12 protein-coding genes are annotated in these 16,552 nt (G+C 40.2%); 1 reads left to right on the forward strand and 11 read right to left on the reverse strand.

All coding sequences use genetic code 11. The annotated features are described in order from the left end of the window. Window positions 1-306: 306 nt before the first annotated feature. From fba to ACHUE3_RS10715, 8 genes are all read right to left on the reverse strand, one after another. The gene (fba, locus tag ACHUE3_RS10680; protein WP_099294973.1) at window positions 307-1,371 is read right to left on the reverse strand and encodes a class II fructose-bisphosphate aldolase; all 1,065 of its coding nucleotides are present in this window, start codon (window positions 1,369-1,371) and stop codon (window positions 307-309) included. Between the two features lie 215 nt (window positions 1,372-1,586). Further along, on the reverse strand, window positions 1,587-2,762 hold the full coding sequence (locus ACHUE3_RS10685; RefSeq protein WP_394192397.1) for a phosphoglycerate kinase: 1,176 nt from the start codon (window positions 2,760-2,762) through the stop codon (window positions 1,587-1,589). A 54-nt stretch (window positions 2,763-2,816) separates the two neighbouring features. Then, window positions 2,817-3,833: an erythrose-4-phosphate dehydrogenase gene (gene epd / locus ACHUE3_RS10690; RefSeq protein WP_394192398.1), complete on the reverse strand. Its 1,017-nt coding sequence runs from the start codon at window positions 3,831-3,833 to the stop codon at window positions 2,817-2,819. A 394-nt stretch (window positions 3,834-4,227) separates the two neighbouring features. Beyond that, entirely contained in the window at window positions 4,228-4,488 is a 261-nt protein-coding gene (locus ACHUE3_RS10695) for a hypothetical protein (protein WP_394192399.1), read from the reverse strand. 68 nt (window positions 4,489-4,556) lie between these two features. After that, window positions 4,557-5,192, reverse strand: coding sequence for a 3'-5' exonuclease (locus ACHUE3_RS10700; RefSeq protein ID WP_394192400.1), 636 nt, complete (start codon window positions 5,190-5,192; stop codon window positions 4,557-4,559). Window positions 5,193-5,216: 24 nt separating this feature from the next. Next, window positions 5,217-7,055 (reverse strand): DUF294 nucleotidyltransferase-like domain-containing protein, encoded by a 1,839-nt coding sequence (locus ACHUE3_RS10705; protein ID WP_394192401.1) that lies wholly within the window; start codon window positions 7,053-7,055, stop codon window positions 5,217-5,219. Window positions 7,056-7,158: 103 nt separating this feature from the next. Further along, window positions 7,159-8,883 (reverse strand): sodium:solute symporter family protein, encoded by a 1,725-nt coding sequence (locus ACHUE3_RS10710; protein WP_394192402.1) that lies wholly within the window; start codon window positions 8,881-8,883, stop codon window positions 7,159-7,161. Between the two features lie 11 nt (window positions 8,884-8,894). Further along, complete coding sequence (locus ACHUE3_RS10715; RefSeq protein ID WP_004586074.1) at window positions 8,895-9,158, reverse strand: DUF4212 domain-containing protein; 264 nt, start codon at window positions 9,156-9,158, stop codon at window positions 8,895-8,897. A 383-nt stretch (window positions 9,159-9,541) separates the two neighbouring features. On the opposite strand from ACHUE3_RS10715, the gene ACHUE3_RS10720 reads away from it, so the two are divergent. Then, the gene (locus tag ACHUE3_RS10720; protein ID WP_394192403.1) at window positions 9,542-12,982 is read left to right on the forward strand and encodes a PAS domain-containing hybrid sensor histidine kinase/response regulator; all 3,441 of its coding nucleotides are present in this window, start codon (window positions 9,542-9,544) and stop codon (window positions 12,980-12,982) included. Window positions 12,983-13,055: 73 nt separating this feature from the next. Here ACHUE3_RS10720 and ACHUE3_RS10725 read toward each other — a convergent pair whose 3' ends face one another. The 3 genes from ACHUE3_RS10725 to ACHUE3_RS10735 are packed head-to-tail and all read right to left on the reverse strand — an operon-like array spanning window position 13,056 to window position 16,437. Continuing rightward, complete coding sequence (locus ACHUE3_RS10725) at window positions 13,056-13,364, reverse strand: nucleotidyltransferase family protein (RefSeq protein WP_394192404.1); 309 nt, start codon at window positions 13,362-13,364, stop codon at window positions 13,056-13,058. Then, window positions 13,354-13,740, reverse strand: coding sequence for a nucleotidyltransferase substrate binding protein (locus ACHUE3_RS10730; protein ID WP_394192405.1), 387 nt, complete (start codon window positions 13,738-13,740; stop codon window positions 13,354-13,356). Before ACHUE3_RS10730 ends, ACHUE3_RS10725 begins: the two co-directional genes overlap by 11 nt. Before the next feature lie 45 nt (window positions 13,741-13,785). Further along, a complete protein-coding gene (locus tag ACHUE3_RS10735; RefSeq protein WP_394192406.1) occupies window positions 13,786-16,437 on the reverse strand; it encodes a DUF2339 domain-containing protein in 2,652 nt (883 codons plus the stop codon). Between the last annotated feature and the right edge of the window lie 115 nt (window positions 16,438-16,552).

The raw sequence follows: 16,552 nt of genomic DNA on the forward strand, positions 1-16,552 counted from the left end.
CATACCAAGCAAACAAATTCGGATCATGTTTATACTAAGCCACTTAGATCTGGGATCGTGATTGTACTAACATGAGAATGTAAGGTGTTGATCATTTGCTCAAACATTACGGTTTACGCTGGATTTTCAAACAAAAAATACATATTAGATCGTGTTCCTTAGTAAAAGACTGATCTCAAGAATAAAGCGTTGGTAAAAACCCGATCTTTTCTTTATTAGTTAGTAAAGGAATGATCTTTCCTTATGGTACGCGCATAAAAAAAGCCAGCTCTTTTCAGATACTGGCTTTATTTTCAATCGCTTAAATTACTTAACTTGAGGATCTAACTCACCTGATAAGTATTTAAGGTGCATCTCATCAAGTGAGATTGGCTTGATCTTACTTGCTTGACCCGCAGTGCCAAACGCTTCATAACGCGCTACACAGATCTCAGTCATTGCTTTAGTTGCTTCAGCAAGGTATTTACGAGGATCGAAGTTTGATGGATTCAGTGCTAAGTGACGACGAATGGCACCTGTAGATGCTAAACGTAAATCTGTATCAATGTTTACTTTACGAACACCAAACTTAATACCTTCAACGATTTGCTCAACTGGTACACCATATGTTTCAGGGATTTCACCACCATATTGATTAATAATTTCAAGCCACTCTTGTGGTACTGATGACGAACCATGCATTACAAGGTGAGTATTAGGAATACGTGCATGTATCGCTTTAATACGATCGATCGCTAATATGTCATCCGTTGGTGGGCGTGTAAATTTATAAGCTCCGTGAGAAGTACCACAGGCAATTGCAAGCGCATCACAGTGAGTTTTGCTAACAAAGTCAGCTGCCTCTTCTGGATCTGTTAGCATTTGATCCGTGGTTAATTTACCTTCAGCACCAACACCGTCTTCTTCACCAGCTTCGCCAGTCTCAAGAGAACCTAAAACACCTAACTCGCCTTCAACCGATACACCACATGAGTGAGCAAGCTCAACTGTTTTGCGTGTTACATCAACATTATACTCGTAGCTTGAAGGTGTTTTTCCATCAGTCATTAATGAGCCATCCATCATTACAGATGAAAAACCTAACTGGATTGAACGCTGGCAAACACCTGGTGAAGTACCGTGATCCTGATGCATAACCACTGGGATGTGTGGCCATTCTTCGATGGCAGCTAAAATCATATGACGAATAAATGGGGCGCCAGCATAGGCACGAGCACCTGCTGAACCTTGCACAATTACGGGGCTATTTGTTTTATCAGCCGCCATCATAATAGCGCGGATTTGCTCTTGGTTATTAACGTTAAAAGCTGGCACGCCGTAACCATTTTCAGCTGCATGATCAAGAAGTTGTCGCATACTGATTAAAGCCATTGGGTATTCTCCAAATTATCGATAGCTGCGTAAACGCAACACTACCTAGTCGAACGGAATAGTTTAATTCGATGCAATCACTGCATCACGACAGCCTTGGCACTTGCCAAACCTACCGCTAACACAAACCAGTAATTAAATAAGGGTGAGAGGTATTTAATTAATGGTGTTAGTTGGTGTAAGTAAATTTACTTACACCAACAAGCATGCTCGTTTTATTTAGCACGCTCTTCTAGCATAGCAACAGCTGGCAATTTTTTCCCTTCTAAAAACTCAAGGAAAGCACCGCCACCAGTTGAAATGTATGAAACTTTATCGCCAATACCGTATTTATCAATCGCTGCTAGCGTATCGCCGCCACCTGCAATTGAGAACGCGTCTGAATCAGCAATCGCTTGTGCAATTGCACGCGTGCCATTACCAAACTGATCAAATTCGAATACCCCAACTGGGCCATTCCAAACAACAGTGCCGGCGTTAGCAATAATTTTAGCTAGTTTACTAGCTGTATCTGGGCCAATATCAAAAATCATATCATCACTAGTTACTTCACTAACATCTTTTAATGTTGCAACCGTTGATTCTGAAAACTCCTTACCCACAACAACGTCAGTAGGAACTGGAATTTCGCCATTATTACTTTTAGCTGCTGCGCATAACTTATTAGCTTCATCGATTAAATCAGCCTCATAAAGCGATTTACCTACTGGATGACCTGCAGCGGCTATGAAAGTATTTGCAATACCGCCACCAGTGACTAACTGATCTACAATCGTAGAAAGTGAATCAAGTACTGTTAATTTGGTTGATACTTTAGAACCACCAACAATAGCAACAAGCGGACGCGCTGGGTTATCAAGCGCTTTGCCTAGGGCTTCTAATTCTGCTGCTAATAAAGGACCCGCGCATGCAACGTCAGCAAACAAGCCAACGCCATGGGTTGAAGCTTGTGCACGGTGAGCAGTACCAAAAGCATCCATTACGTATACATCGCACAGTGCAGCGAGCTTTTTAGACAATGCTTCGTCGTTTTTCTTTTCACCAACATTGAAACGTACGTTTTCAAACACAACGACTTCATTATCAGCGATTTCAACACCATCTAGGTAATCTTTTTCAAGGCGTACTGTTTGCTCAAGTGCCTCGTTTAAATAATCAACCACTGGAGCTAATGAAAACTCTTCGTTGAATTCCCCTTCCGTAGGGCGGCCAAGATGTGACATCACCATTACTTTTGCGCCTTTTTCAAGGGCTAGTTTGATGCTTGGTAATGCTGCACGGATACGTGCATCTGAGGTCACTTTACCTGCTTTGACTGGTACATTTAAATCTTCACGAATTAACACGCGTTTGCCGTTTAAATCTAAATCTACCATATTAATGACCGACATGGACTTCTCCTTAGTTAACGATACTGACTTGAGTAAAAATTCTTAATTATAATTCTAGCTTTTTGCAACCATCATGCACCGTGCGGTGTCTATCATACGGTTAGCAAATCCCCATTCATTATCACACCAGACTAACAACTTTATCAGTCGTTTATGACTAACTCGTGTCTGCGTGCCATCGATAATACATGAGTGTGCATCATGATTAAAATCAACAGAGACCAATGGCTCCTCTGTATAACTTAAAATACCTTCTAATCTATCTTTCGCGGCCGCTTTTAAAGCTTTATTTACCGCAACCAAATCTACGTCTGTATTCACTGTAACGCTCAAATCCATTGCCGTAACATTAATCGTTGGAACTCGTACAGCGATGGCTTCAAATCGGCCATGAAATTTGGGTAATATTCGCTCAATACCACGTGCTAATTTGGTGTCAACAGGGATAATTGATTGGCTTGCTGCACGTGTACGACGTAAATCATGGTGATAAGCATCAATCACTTGTTGATCATTCATCGATGCATGAATAGTGGTGATGGCACCCGATTCAATTTCAAATGCATCATCAAGTACTTTAATAACAGGCACAATACAATTTGTTGTACATGATCCGTTAGATACTATTGTGTGTGCAGCGGTTAATTCATCATCATTGATACCGTAAACAATAGTGGCATCGACATCTGCATCCGCAGGTTGAGAAAATAACACCTTTTTAGCGCCCGCATTTAAGTGCAGTTGTGCATGCTCTCGAGAATGAAACACACCTGTACACTCTAACACCACATCAATATCAAGTACCTGCCAAGGAAGCTCACACGGATTTTCTTCGCAAAATAATGCAATTGAATCGCCGGCAACATTGATACAGTCTTCACCGAGCGTGACAGGAAATTTGAAACGTCCATGAGACGTATCGTATTTAAGGAGGTGAGCGATCCCTTGAGGATCAGCTAATTCATTGATAGCAACAATTTTGATCTCATCATTTAGCCCTGATTCATACAGTGCTCGAACGATATTACGACCAATTCGACCAAAACCATTAATTGCAAGTTTGATTGCCATTCGAAAGAAAATCCACTCTAGTTGCTTGCAGATAAAGGCAATCTGCCTTTTTGATGGCGGTATTGTAATCGACCTTGCAGTTGAATATAAGAGGCAAAGTTAAATAAATGTTTAGCCCCTCTTCTTGATGGCTCTGATTTTGGTAATCGACCTTGGGGTTGAATATAAGAGACAAAGTTAAATAAATGTTTAGCCCCTCTCCTTGATGGCCCAAATTTTGGTAATCGACCTTGCAGTTGAATATAAGAGACAAAGTTAAATTAATGTTTAGCCTCTTTTCTTGATGGCTCTGATTTTGGTAATTACCCTTGGTTTGAATATAAGAGGCAAAGTTAAATTAATGTTTAACCTTCTTTTTGGCGAAGCTAATTTTGCTCACTAACCTCTGGAGTATCTATATTTTGAAAGTTTTTCTAATTAAACTGGCCGTTAGTAGTGATACAACCATAATTACAATGCAATAGGTAACAAGCATCGTTGAAGAGGTCGCAAGCTCGATTATCTGGCTATTTTCCCCAGTACAGAGGTTAGTTTCATAATTGAACGAACCGCCATTGTCTAAACAACTGTCAACGAGTAAAAATCCGTGTAACCACCATACAACAAATAAGCTGGCTAACACGCCAACTAATGAAGGCAGTAAAGTATTTTTCATTTTAAAACCAATTGATTAATGAAATTTCAGTGCTTTATAGTAACAAATGCTACTCAATATAACTGCTTTTAAAGCGCGACTTTTACAATATCGGCTAGTTTTATTTCATTTCCACAACTAATTTGATGACACTGTGCCAATAACAATTCTGCTGTCGCGGTCGCATCAGTTAATGCGTGATGGTTAGAATAATGAGGTAGCTTATATCGTGCCCGACACGCTGCAAGCGTTAAATCATCCAATGCTATTTCTTGACCTTGTTGCAGTAAACGCTTTTTTTCAATTTGAAACGTATCAATAATTAATTTCGGTTTAGCATTTATACCATGTGCTTTGAAAGCACACTTTAAAAAACTCCAATCTAAACTTGCATTATGAAACACTAAAATTGAGTCATCAAAATGCCTACTGAGCTTGTTTAAAATATCACTTAAGCTTTGCCCCTGAGCAACCTCTTGTTGGGCAATCCCATGAAAAATCGGGCTTTGCTCAAGTTGTTTAACTTCTTTATTAATATAGTGCTCTGCTTTACTTAACTTTATACACTGCTGATCCACTAGCACCCATGCCACTGACACTATCTCATGCTGTTTTGCATCTAAACCTGTTAGCTCTAAATCTATCACAATAAAACGCTGGCTAAATACACTTTTAGCGAGTAACTTTTTCCTTGATATATATCGGCTAAGCCATAATTTAACCACGCTGAGCCCTCAGTTTATCCGTCATTACAAGCTTCCTCGAGCAAATTTAAATGCTGCAGCTTGTTGGGCTTGTTTAATTAAATAAAACGCCTCTTTAAGCTGATGACGTTCTAACGAATTTAATTTATCAGGATTAATACAATTACTTGGTAAGCCTTCTTCGTTGATCTGCGTTCTTAACCGCAACTGAGTTAAAAATCGCCAACAATCCTTTAAGTTGTAAACATCTTGCTTATTTAGTTCAGGGTATTTCAATAACGCATCAAGGCGTTCTTGTGTATTTGCTCGACGAACACCGGCTTTAAGCGCATACAAACGCACTATGTCGTTGATAATTACGACACCTCGCTTTTTTAAATCAATATACTTGTGCTGTTTGGCGTCTTTTTCTAATTTAAACTGGTTAAACAAACCAATTGGCACTGGGGTCGATTTAATATCACTGGCCATGGCAGCATAAAATAACTCGTTACGCGAAATACGAGTAAGCTGCTCACAAAAGCTGCTATAAAGTGTGTTTGAGCCTTCAATAAATCGCAAATCAAAAAATATTTTACAGTTAAGCATTGCCTCTGGCGTCGGACTTTTTATCCACTTAAAAAAGCGTTCACACCAATCTGAAATACTCATTCTGCATAACGCGTTGCTAGCCATTATATTTCCAGGACAACGACGGATACCGCATTCAACGAGCTGCTCACAAACAAACTCACCCATACGACGAAAATAATCTTGATGCTGCTCATTTAAGTCATCAGGAAGTAAAAGTCCATTATCTTGATCTGAATGCAGTGTTTGTTCCTCGCGTGCTTGCGATCCAAAACAGATAAAACTAAAACTAGTGGGAGCTGCGCCATTATCTTCTTGAAAGAGGTATATGAGTCGTGAAGTTAACGCATCCGTTAAACCACTTAGTAGTTTGCCAATCAATGAAATATCATCAATATTATGCGAAAAGCCCCTTAGTAACTCAGGTATTTCAGCTGCATAGCGTTTTAAGTCAACAATACTGTGCGCTTTATAAATGCGCCCTATCAATTGTACAGGGTCACTTTTTTGCTGCCTAAGTAAATCAGTACTGGTGATCATGCCCAGCGCTTTATGATGTTCATCCAGCACGGGTAAATGATGAATGTTATGTTTTAGCATTAAATGCAGAGCAGAAAAAACCCGATTATTCTCAAAGATGTATTTAGGTTTTTTACTCATTATCGAACTGATAGCTTCTTTGGGATCTACTTCATCTGCAAGCACACGATTACGTAAATCACGATCTGTCACCACCCCCACTAATCTCTCAAACTCAGTGATCATGATTGAAGAAACGCCATATTTTTTCATTTTCTTTGCCGTTTGGCGAATACTGGCATCGGGAGGTAAAGTAACCGCTTTACGAGACATCAGCTCAGAAATCTTACGCTCCGACCAACTTTCGTTCTGACTTTTGTAATGTGATGAAAGTAATCGGTTTGCATGCGCTCGCACAAAGTATTGCTCGAACGGTTTATATTCTCGGCGCAAAAAGTCAAAGGCATCTTGATTGAGCATATACACAATGCCCTCTTTTTGCGTTTCTAAACGATTTTGTATTGCCTCGCCGGTTAGTAAAGACGGAAACCCAAAATAATCTCCCTGCGCTAAACGTGTGATCACATCACCTTTGGCATCAACTAAATCGTATAAACCTGAGCGAATCAAAAATAATTTAGGTGACGCTGACTGTAGCCACTGAGCCTGATTTTCACGGGTTAAATAAATACTATCTACGTGAGCAACAAAATAATCAGTGGCACTAGTATCAATCTGGCTAAAGGGTGTTTGGGCTATAACAAATTGGGCGACTTCCTGCTGCTCATTATTCATAACTGTACTCACATAAATAAGTGTACGAATACTGTACTGCTATCCGTTAAAAATAAAAAGCCCGACAAAAGTCGGGCTTCAAAATATATAACCAATATATTATTTAGTGGGCGTGAGCTTCACTAGAACCTTTAGGGTTGCGGATACCTTCAACCATTTCTTGAATTTCAACAGGTGTTTCACCAGTTAGTTTCATTACAATTGCAGCAACACCAAAGTTAACAATCATACCAATCAAACCAATACCTTCAGGTGAAATACCTAAGAACCAATGCTCTGGGCTATTCAGTTCAGGGCTAACAAATTTAAAGAAGATAATGTAAGCAGCAGTAAAGGTTATACCTGTTACCATGCCGGCAATTGCTCCCTCTTTATTCATCGATTTTGAGAATATACCCATAATGATCGCCGGGAAGAAGCTCGCAGCCGCTAAACCGAATGCAAATGCCACCACCGACGCCACAAAGCCAGGCGGGTTAATACCAAAGTATGCCGAGATAACAATCGCTACCATCGCAGCTAACCTCGCTGCCAATAACTCTTGTTTATCACTTATATCCGGTTTTAGGGTTCGCTTGAGTAAATCATGCGAAACAGAGGTCGAGATAACCAATAATAAACCTGCGGTTGTTGAAAGCGCAGCCGCTATACCACCCGCTGCAACTAATGCAATAACCCACGCTGGTAAGTTAGCAATCTCAGGGTTTGCCAACACCATAATATCGCGGTCAACTTTTACCTCATTAGCACTACTTGGGTCATCAATTTTACCTGCAGTATAGAACATTTTGCCATCACCATTTTTATCATTAAAGGTAATAAGCCCTGTTCTTTCCCAGTTTTTAATCCAAGCAGGTGCTTGTGCGTACTCGGTACCGCTGCCATCTTTACCATTGATAGTATCAATCATGTTTACGCGAGCAAATGACGCAACTGCTGGTGCTGTGGTGTATACAATCGCGATGAAGACTAAAGTCCATGCCGCTGAAATACGCGTATCTTTAACACGAGGAACAGTGAAAAAACGTACAATTACATGAGGTAAACCCGCTGTACCCACCATCAAGGCACCAGTGATTGCAAATACATCAATCATACTTTTAGAGCCTTCGGTGTATTGGGCAAAACCAAGTTCAGAGCTCAAGCCATCGAGCTTATCAAGAACATACATGCCTGAACCATCACTTAAAGTGGCTCCAAAACCGGTTTGTGGGAAGAAGTGTCCTGTCATCATCATTGAAATGAAAATTGCTGGCACTAAATAAGCGAATACTAATACACAGTATTGTGCTACCTGAGTATAGGTAATCCCTTTCATGCCACCTAATACAGCATAGAAAAATACGATCACCATACCAATGTAAACACCGGTTTCTATCTCAACTTCTAAAAAGCGTGAGAATACAACGCCTACGCCACGCATTTGCCCTGCAATGTAAGTAAAGCAAATGAAAATAGCACAAAATATTGCCACCATACGCGCTGTGCGAGAGTAGTAACGATCGCCAATAAAGTCAGGTACCGTAAATTTACCAAATTTACGTAGATAAGGTGCAAGGCACATCGCAAGTAGTACATAACCACCCGTCCAGCCCATTAGGTATACGCCACCGTCATAACCTGCAAACGAGATAATACCCGCCATTGAAATAAATGACGCAGCACTCATCCAGTCAGCAGCGGTTGCCATACCATTTGCCAGCGGCGGTACACCACCACCAGCTACATAGAATTCATTTGTTGAGCCAGCACGCGCCCAAATTGCAATGCCGATATAAAGCGCAAAGCTTAAACCAACAATCAAAAATGTGAGTGTTTGAACATCCATTACTTAAGCTCCTATTCGTCTACGCCGTATTTTTTATCTAACGTGTTCATTTTGAAAACGTAAACAAAAATCAAAGCCACAAAGGTGTAAATAGCGCCTTGCTGGGAGAACCAGAAGCCGAGTTTAAACCCAAAAAAACGTACTTCATTAAGTACATCTACCAGTAAAATGCCAAAACCAAACGACACAACAAACCAAACTGCTAATAATTTAAATAGCAGCGAAATGTTTTCCGCCCAGTAAGCTTTTGCTTGTTCTTCATCTTTAAAAGCCATTTTATTTTCCTCTTCAACACTGAAAAAAGTGATGTGTTTTTATTTTCATTATTAAACTTAGCAATGCCTTAACAAGATTGATTTGAGACCATAGTCGTAACATCAAGTTAACGTTTACGTAAACTGCAAAACACCAACTGTTAAACTAAAGTTAAAAAACATTAAAATCAGCAACTTAACGATTTTTAACACACTACTGAGTAATATAAATACGCTTTTATGATGATCTTCGACATTAGTCTAATAAAAATACAGATTTTAACTATTTTATTATTTTTCAAAGGGTTATAAATACTGTTAAATAACCTTTATAAATTGACGACGCAAATTACTGACAACTTCTGGTATGGTATGAAGCAACATAATAAAAATTGTATTAAGACATGACTGCCGCACTGATATTTGTCGCTTTAGCCTACATAGGCGTATTATTTTGGTTAGCTAACTGGGGAGATAAAACCACCCCATTATCAAAACGAATTAGCCACCACCCGTTTGTATACTCGTTTTCACTGGGGATTTATTGTACTTCGTGGACGTATTACGGCTCTGTTGGGACTGCTGCAACCAGCAGTTGGAGTTATTTACCTATTTTATTAGGGCCTGCGTTATTATTTATATTTGGCCAAGGTTTTTTACGTAAGCTGGTGCTAGTCAGTAAAAAACAAAACATCACCACCATTGCTGATTTTATCTCTGCACGTTATGGCAAACGTCAAACTACCGCGATCATGGTCACCGTAATTGCTTTACTTGCAACCATTCCTTACATCGCATTACAGTTAAAAGCACTCAGTAGTAGCTTTTTGCTACTACAAAGCGACAACAAAATATCAGGCTCTATGGTCGCTTTGTCTGCGACACTTGTAATGACCATGTTCGCCATATTTTTTGGCACTCGTAAAGTAGATGTCACAGAGTACCGCTCAGGCCTAATGCTAGCAGTTGCCTTTGAATCGTTAATAAAATTACTCGCACTGGTCGCAGTTGCTGGTTTAGCGGTATACACCTTGTTAAATTTACCCGAAGAGCGCGAAGTATTAATCAGTGAATCGCTCTGGTCACATTGGAATAATTTTAACTTTTTTGGCTTTAACTTTATTGGTCAATCATTAATGGCCGCAGCGGCAATTATATGTTTACCAAGACAATTTCATGTCACCGTAGTCGATAACCAAGACAAACGACATTTATTCACAGCGCGTTGGGCATTCCCGCTTTATTTACTACTGACCGCAGCGATGATTTTACCGATAGCAACCGCAGCCATTCATCCTAACATCGGCAACGGGTTTTCACCTGACAGCTTTGTACTCGCGCTACCGTTAATGCATGAAAATATCTCTCTTACCACATTTGTGTTTATTGGTGGTATTTCCGCAGCCACTGCGATGATCGTCGTAGCAACTCTGACTCTCAGTACGATGATTTCAAATGATGTGGTGCTTCCATTAATGTTGCGCCGTAAGTTTAAACGTAACCTAATCACCACCAGTTATAAATCGCAGATTTTACTAGTTAGACGCTTTACTATTGCTGGTATTTTAATTTTGTCATATTTTTATCAGCAATGGTTTGGCCACGGAAAAGCATTGGCAAGTATGGGGTTGGTGGCCTTCTCACTTGTTACACAACTTCTACCAGCCATTGTAGGTGGTTTATATTGGCGAAAAGGCCATGCTTATGGTGTTTACGCCGGATTATTAGCTGGCTTTAGTTGTTGGGTATTGTTTTTAATGCTGCCAATTTTAGATGCCGGAAACACCCTTAACACAGAGCTTCAGCAAACACTCATTACCCGTGGCACACTCATTGCCCTTTTTGCGAATATAGGTTGTTATATTAGCTTCTCACTAGGTGCAGATGAGCGTTTAATTGACAAAATTCAAGCAGCTGCATTTGTTAATCCAAAAGAACAAGCTGTACTTGCTAGGCGTTTAAATAAAAACGTTCAAGCCACTATTTATGATTTTAAAGTACTGCTGCAAACTTTCTTAGGTGTACAACGCAGTCAGCAAGTTATGGCTCAATTCTCGCTCACAAATCCACTTGGTGATAACAACGCTCACCCTTCTTCTGAATTTATTGCATATTGTGAACGTGCACTTACAGGTGTGCTTGGTGCGTCCTCTGCTCAAGCACTTGTTCATACTGTGGCCTCAGGTAAACGCATGGCCTTTGAAGAAGTGGTTAACTTTTTTGACGAAACCACACAAGCCCTGCAATTTAACCAAAACTTATTGTTCACATCTCTTGAGAATTTAAGTCATGGAATTTCTGTTGTTGATAAAGAACTAAACCTTGTTGCGTGGAATAAACGATACGCTGAAATGTTTGATTACCCTGCTGACTTTTTAGAAGTAGGCCAACCAATTGAAGATATTATCCGTTACAACGCAGAGCGCGGAGAGTGCGGCCCAGGTGAAATAGACCGACAAGTAGAAAAACGCGTACAACATTTAAAAAATGGCACGTCTCATCACTTCATCCGTCATCGTCGCAATGGCCAAGTATACGAAATGACAGGCAACCCACTGCCTGATGGCGGGTTTGTTACCAGCTTTTCAGACATCACCACGCACATTGCCACACAAAATGCGCTCGAAGAGGTCAACATGGACCTTGAAAACCGCATTGAGGCCCGTACACAAGAAATACGTACAATCAACAAAGATCTCGAAGCGCAAATCGACAGCCGCGTTCAAACTGAGCAAGCACTCACTTTAGCCAAACGAGAAGCAGAGCAAGCAAATGATAGCAAGACACGCTTTTTAGCGCTCGCCAGCCATGATATTTTACAGCCACTCAATGCCGCGCGGTTATATTTAGCAGCCATTGATGAAAAATCGTTAGCTGACAATAATATCAATAACTTTGAAAAGCTCGGCGCGAGTCTCGATTCAACCGTGCACCTTATGTCAGCCCTTCTTGAAATTGCTAAGCTGGAACAAGGTGCTATGACCCCGTCACCACGCCATTTTAATATTGACGATATTTTAGCGCCACTGCGTAATGAGTACGCTATTTTATCTAGTGAAAAAGGCCTTAAATTACATGTTCGCTCGCAAGGACAGATTGTGCACAGCGACATTACTTACTTACGCCGAATAATTCAAAATTTGGTATCTAATGCGGTCAAATACACCGAAAGTGGCAAAGTACTCGTTGCATGCCGTAAACGTAAGCACCATCTACGTATTGAAGTTTGGGATACAGGCCCCGGTATTAGTGATAGTGAACAAGCGAAGATATTTAACGATTTTTACCGCATAGAAGCCGGTGACAACAAAGGTGTAGGGCTAGGTTTAGGCGTTGTAAAACGTATGGTAGATTTACTGAGCCTGCGATTAGAAGTGCATTCAACGGTTAATAAAGGCAGCCGCTTTAGTATTGAAGTTCCTTACGGCGACAACCAATTTGTACAGCAAAAAACGGCCACTAATAGCTTGTTTGAAAACCGCGCGGCAATGAATGTTATTGCTGTGGATGATGACCCTGAAAACCTCAATGCCATGGCGAGTTTATTGCAGAAGTGGCAAGCTGATCACCAATTGTTTGACCAAGTTGAAACGGTGATGGAGTATGCAAAGGCGCATAAAGCGCCAGATGTTATTTTAATGGATTACCAACTCGGCCATGACTGTGATGGTATTACGCTTATTAAAACCCTGCGTGAAATTTGGCAAAGCCCGGTACCCGCTATTTTGATTACCGCGGTGCGTGATGATGAACTAAAACAAGCGACTAAAGCCGCTAATATTCATTACTTATCCAAACCGATAAAGCCCGGTAAATTAAAAGCGCTACTTAATCACAGTACGTGAATGAATACTTATCGTAAGACTTCTCTTTTTTCAAATTAACCTAAGGCGTTTAATTAAACGCCTTGCACTTTATCTATGAATATTTAAGAGGGATAAGATCATCACTAATCGCATTATAAAAATCAGGTTTTATAGCGTTGAGATCTATTACATCAACTAGGTAGGGTAAATTTGATTCACTAAAAGCACTTTTAAGGTTAAAAATAACGCTGTGTTCAATTACTTTATTTTTAGCTTTTAAGGCCAAATCTAGATCAGAATAAGTTCTAGCTGTACTTTTAGCTCGAGAGCCAAATACATATACATCTATCCCTATATCACTTAAGTTTTGCTTTTTTAAACAATCTTCTATGATTTTTAAATGTTGAGGCTCAATTTGCATTTCTTCGCTCAAGCTCTGCTAGCAAATGACTGGCATCAATAAAAAAAGCTTTTGCGGCTTGATACACCTTCTCAGCAACTGCTTCATCATAGGTATGAGAGGTTGTGTTTCGCGCAACATGATATTCAAACCAAGGAAGAGGGTCATTTATTAGTTGCTTATCTGCGGCTAACCTAAATAAATCTTTACGACTTAGTGGCGCAAGTGTTTCAGCGCCCATATCTTCAACCAAGTAACGACGAAGCATCTTCCAAGCAAGCTCATAGCTATATTCAAATCGCTGAATTACACTATCTCGAATAAACTCATTTTTAGGTTGCTGCAGCGCCAGCTCTAATGACGAAAGTGCTTTACCAAATGGTGTTAAAATTAACATAACAGCCTCGATTATTTTTTTACTAGTTTAATACAGCCTAGTAATTTACCCAAGCACATCTGTGTGTTTAGTCTTACTACTAAGCTTTTGGAATAGCCAACTCAAGCCTACCAGCGATAAACCTAAGCCAATAAACGATATCGCTTTTAGTAAACCAGTCAGGCTTGCCATATCAATCAAAAACACTTTAACGATTACTGCGCCAAGAATACCTAACCCAACTTTTTGTAACAGCAGTTGTTGTTTTAAATGCCCTGAAATAACCACCAGCGCGCCGAGCAAAAGCCAAATAATCGAATAACTATAGAGCTCCGCATCACTGGTTTTTCTATCTAGGTGAATATATGCGCCTTGCCAATACTGACGGATGAGTGCATTTATTGCTAATGCAGCTAAAACGCCCGCTACTACCAATATTATTTTACTAAGTTGGGTATTAACTGGCTTTACTAGGTTAGCTAACCACAGCGCTAAAGCACTTGGCACCAACCACATCATCAACACCCAGTTAAACACCGGAGTTTCACCTATATATAATGATGTTAGTAATGGGTTGTTATCAAACATTGTGCTTGCTAACAATAAACCAGCTAATGCCGACAAGATTAACCCTGCAACCCTGTAAAGCTTGCCTAGCTGCCCAGCACTTTGCGCGCGATACAAATAAACACAGCTTAATGCAAGCCAATTACAGCTTAATAAAACTTGCTCATAAAAGCTCAGGGAACCAAATTGAGGATAGTGCCCAACTAATTGGTAGCTTGTTTCTGTCGTTATGAATAAAGCCAGACAATGTAATGAAGCACCTTCGAGCCAGATTTTCATTTGCGTTTTCTGCCATTGCTTTGCTGCAAACCAAAATAAACCTACACTCAAAGGGTAAACAACCACACTCCAATGCATCGTTAAAAAGGTTAAATCTGTATCGTATATCCACGGTGCAAATGTTAAACGGGCTAAAACGCCAGCCACTAAGGCTTTAATAGGCCAATGTGGCATAGGTACTTTATGGCGTTTAACAAGAAAACTTATAACTAACACTTGAATTGCAAGCGCAAGCGTGAGGCCGCTATCAGCTAATAACATGGTTAAACACAAGGTGACATTGGCATTTGCACCAATCCAATAACTAAACTGCTGCCATTGGGTATGGGCATTTTGCGCACGCTTGATCAATACACCACTGCCAAATAGTAATAGTACTGTCCACAAAGAATACGCTACGGCGAGCTCATGCTCAGGGGTTACGGTGTAAAGCGTCGCGACCAAAGTAAACATACTAAATGCGGCAACTAAGTGAAAACTTAACCGTTTATAATAACGTGCGCCAAAATACAGCCCGTAACAACAAAAACCTATACCGAGTAATAAACCAAGCCCATACATATTTTTAAATATAAATAAGTGGTCGTTATTAGTATCAATATTATACGTTTGCTGACTGACAACCAGTAACACAGCAATTAGCAGTGCTAAACCTTGCCATAGGTCCCAACGGCTATTTTGTAGCACCAAAAATAGCAACATGACGATTAAACTCACCATCACAATTTGCCATTGCACACTCGCAATAGAGATTACTATTGTGATTAATAACGGCACTACAATCGCTAACAATAATGGGTGATCCGGCTGTAATCTTAATAAACGCTTTAAACTATGTGGGCGGTATTCCAGCAAACGCAAAGTAATACCTAAACGCATCATCGCGATTAAACCAATAATCGATAGCAGCGCAAAACTACCAACAAGCCAATACTCGGTTGACTTAACAACACTTAATGCCACCCAATACCAGCCAATGTGACCCGCCCAGAGTAAATACCATAACCAATTACGTTTTACTTTTTGCGCTACCAGCACAGCTGAAAGAGTGACGAAACCAATATAGGTCAATAGTGCGACTAAATTACCGCTTCCGGTGTTAACCCACAAAGGCACGCTGTAAGCCCCTACAATACCTAATACAGCGAGTAGTGGCCCTAAACGCAGTGCCATTGAACTTGCAGTCAGCGCAATAACCGCCAACAACACAAAGGCAGTGGTAGGACTTAACATGCTGTAGCTTGAATAAGCGAGCAGCGTCAATGCAAAGCAGCTAATAAAACCACCACCCGCCAAAGCTGCAGGAATATAATTATTGAATTCTTCAAAAACAATGCCTTTACGGTGTAAATACTCTGCAACCGTAATCAGCGAAATGCCAAACAATCCGCCAAGGGTAAGCCTGAGGCTAGGAGATAATAAGCCAGCATCTAAGCTATATTTTGCTAAAAATATACCACCAAATGCTAACGCAATACCGCCAATCCACGTCATCCAGTTGTCTTGAAATTGCGCCTTAAATTTATTAATAAAAGTAACAACAAGCGATGGAGCACGTTCTTTGGTGGGTGAATGAGTTGCAGCTGGGTGCTTTGACTGAGTGGTATCAATAGAACCCCTTTGCTGATGCAGAGGCGATTCGGGTTGATTTTCAGCTTCTTTCGAGCCATCAATTTGCTGTTCAGCGAGATAGTTTTTAACTATTTGCGCAGGCTGATTGGTCGATTTATTGATTATCTCATGCAACTGTTTTTTCAGAGCCGTAACATCATGCTGTAACGCGCTCACTTTTGTTAAAGCAATTAACCCTGCAATTGCGCCGAAAATCACTACTAACGACAGTATGACGATCAGAACTAACACATCATCCATTATTCAATCCCTGATTGCGTTTAATGCCCTTCTTTATATCGTAAACAACTGTAATTATAAACAAATAAAATAAAAGCCACTAATAACATAGATCAAAAATACTAAACTTATACTC

The sequence above is a fragment of the Pseudoalteromonas atlantica genome (assembly GCF_043641955.1).
GTDB classification, from domain to species: domain Bacteria; phylum Pseudomonadota; class Gammaproteobacteria; order Enterobacterales; family Alteromonadaceae; genus Pseudoalteromonas; species Pseudoalteromonas atlantica_A.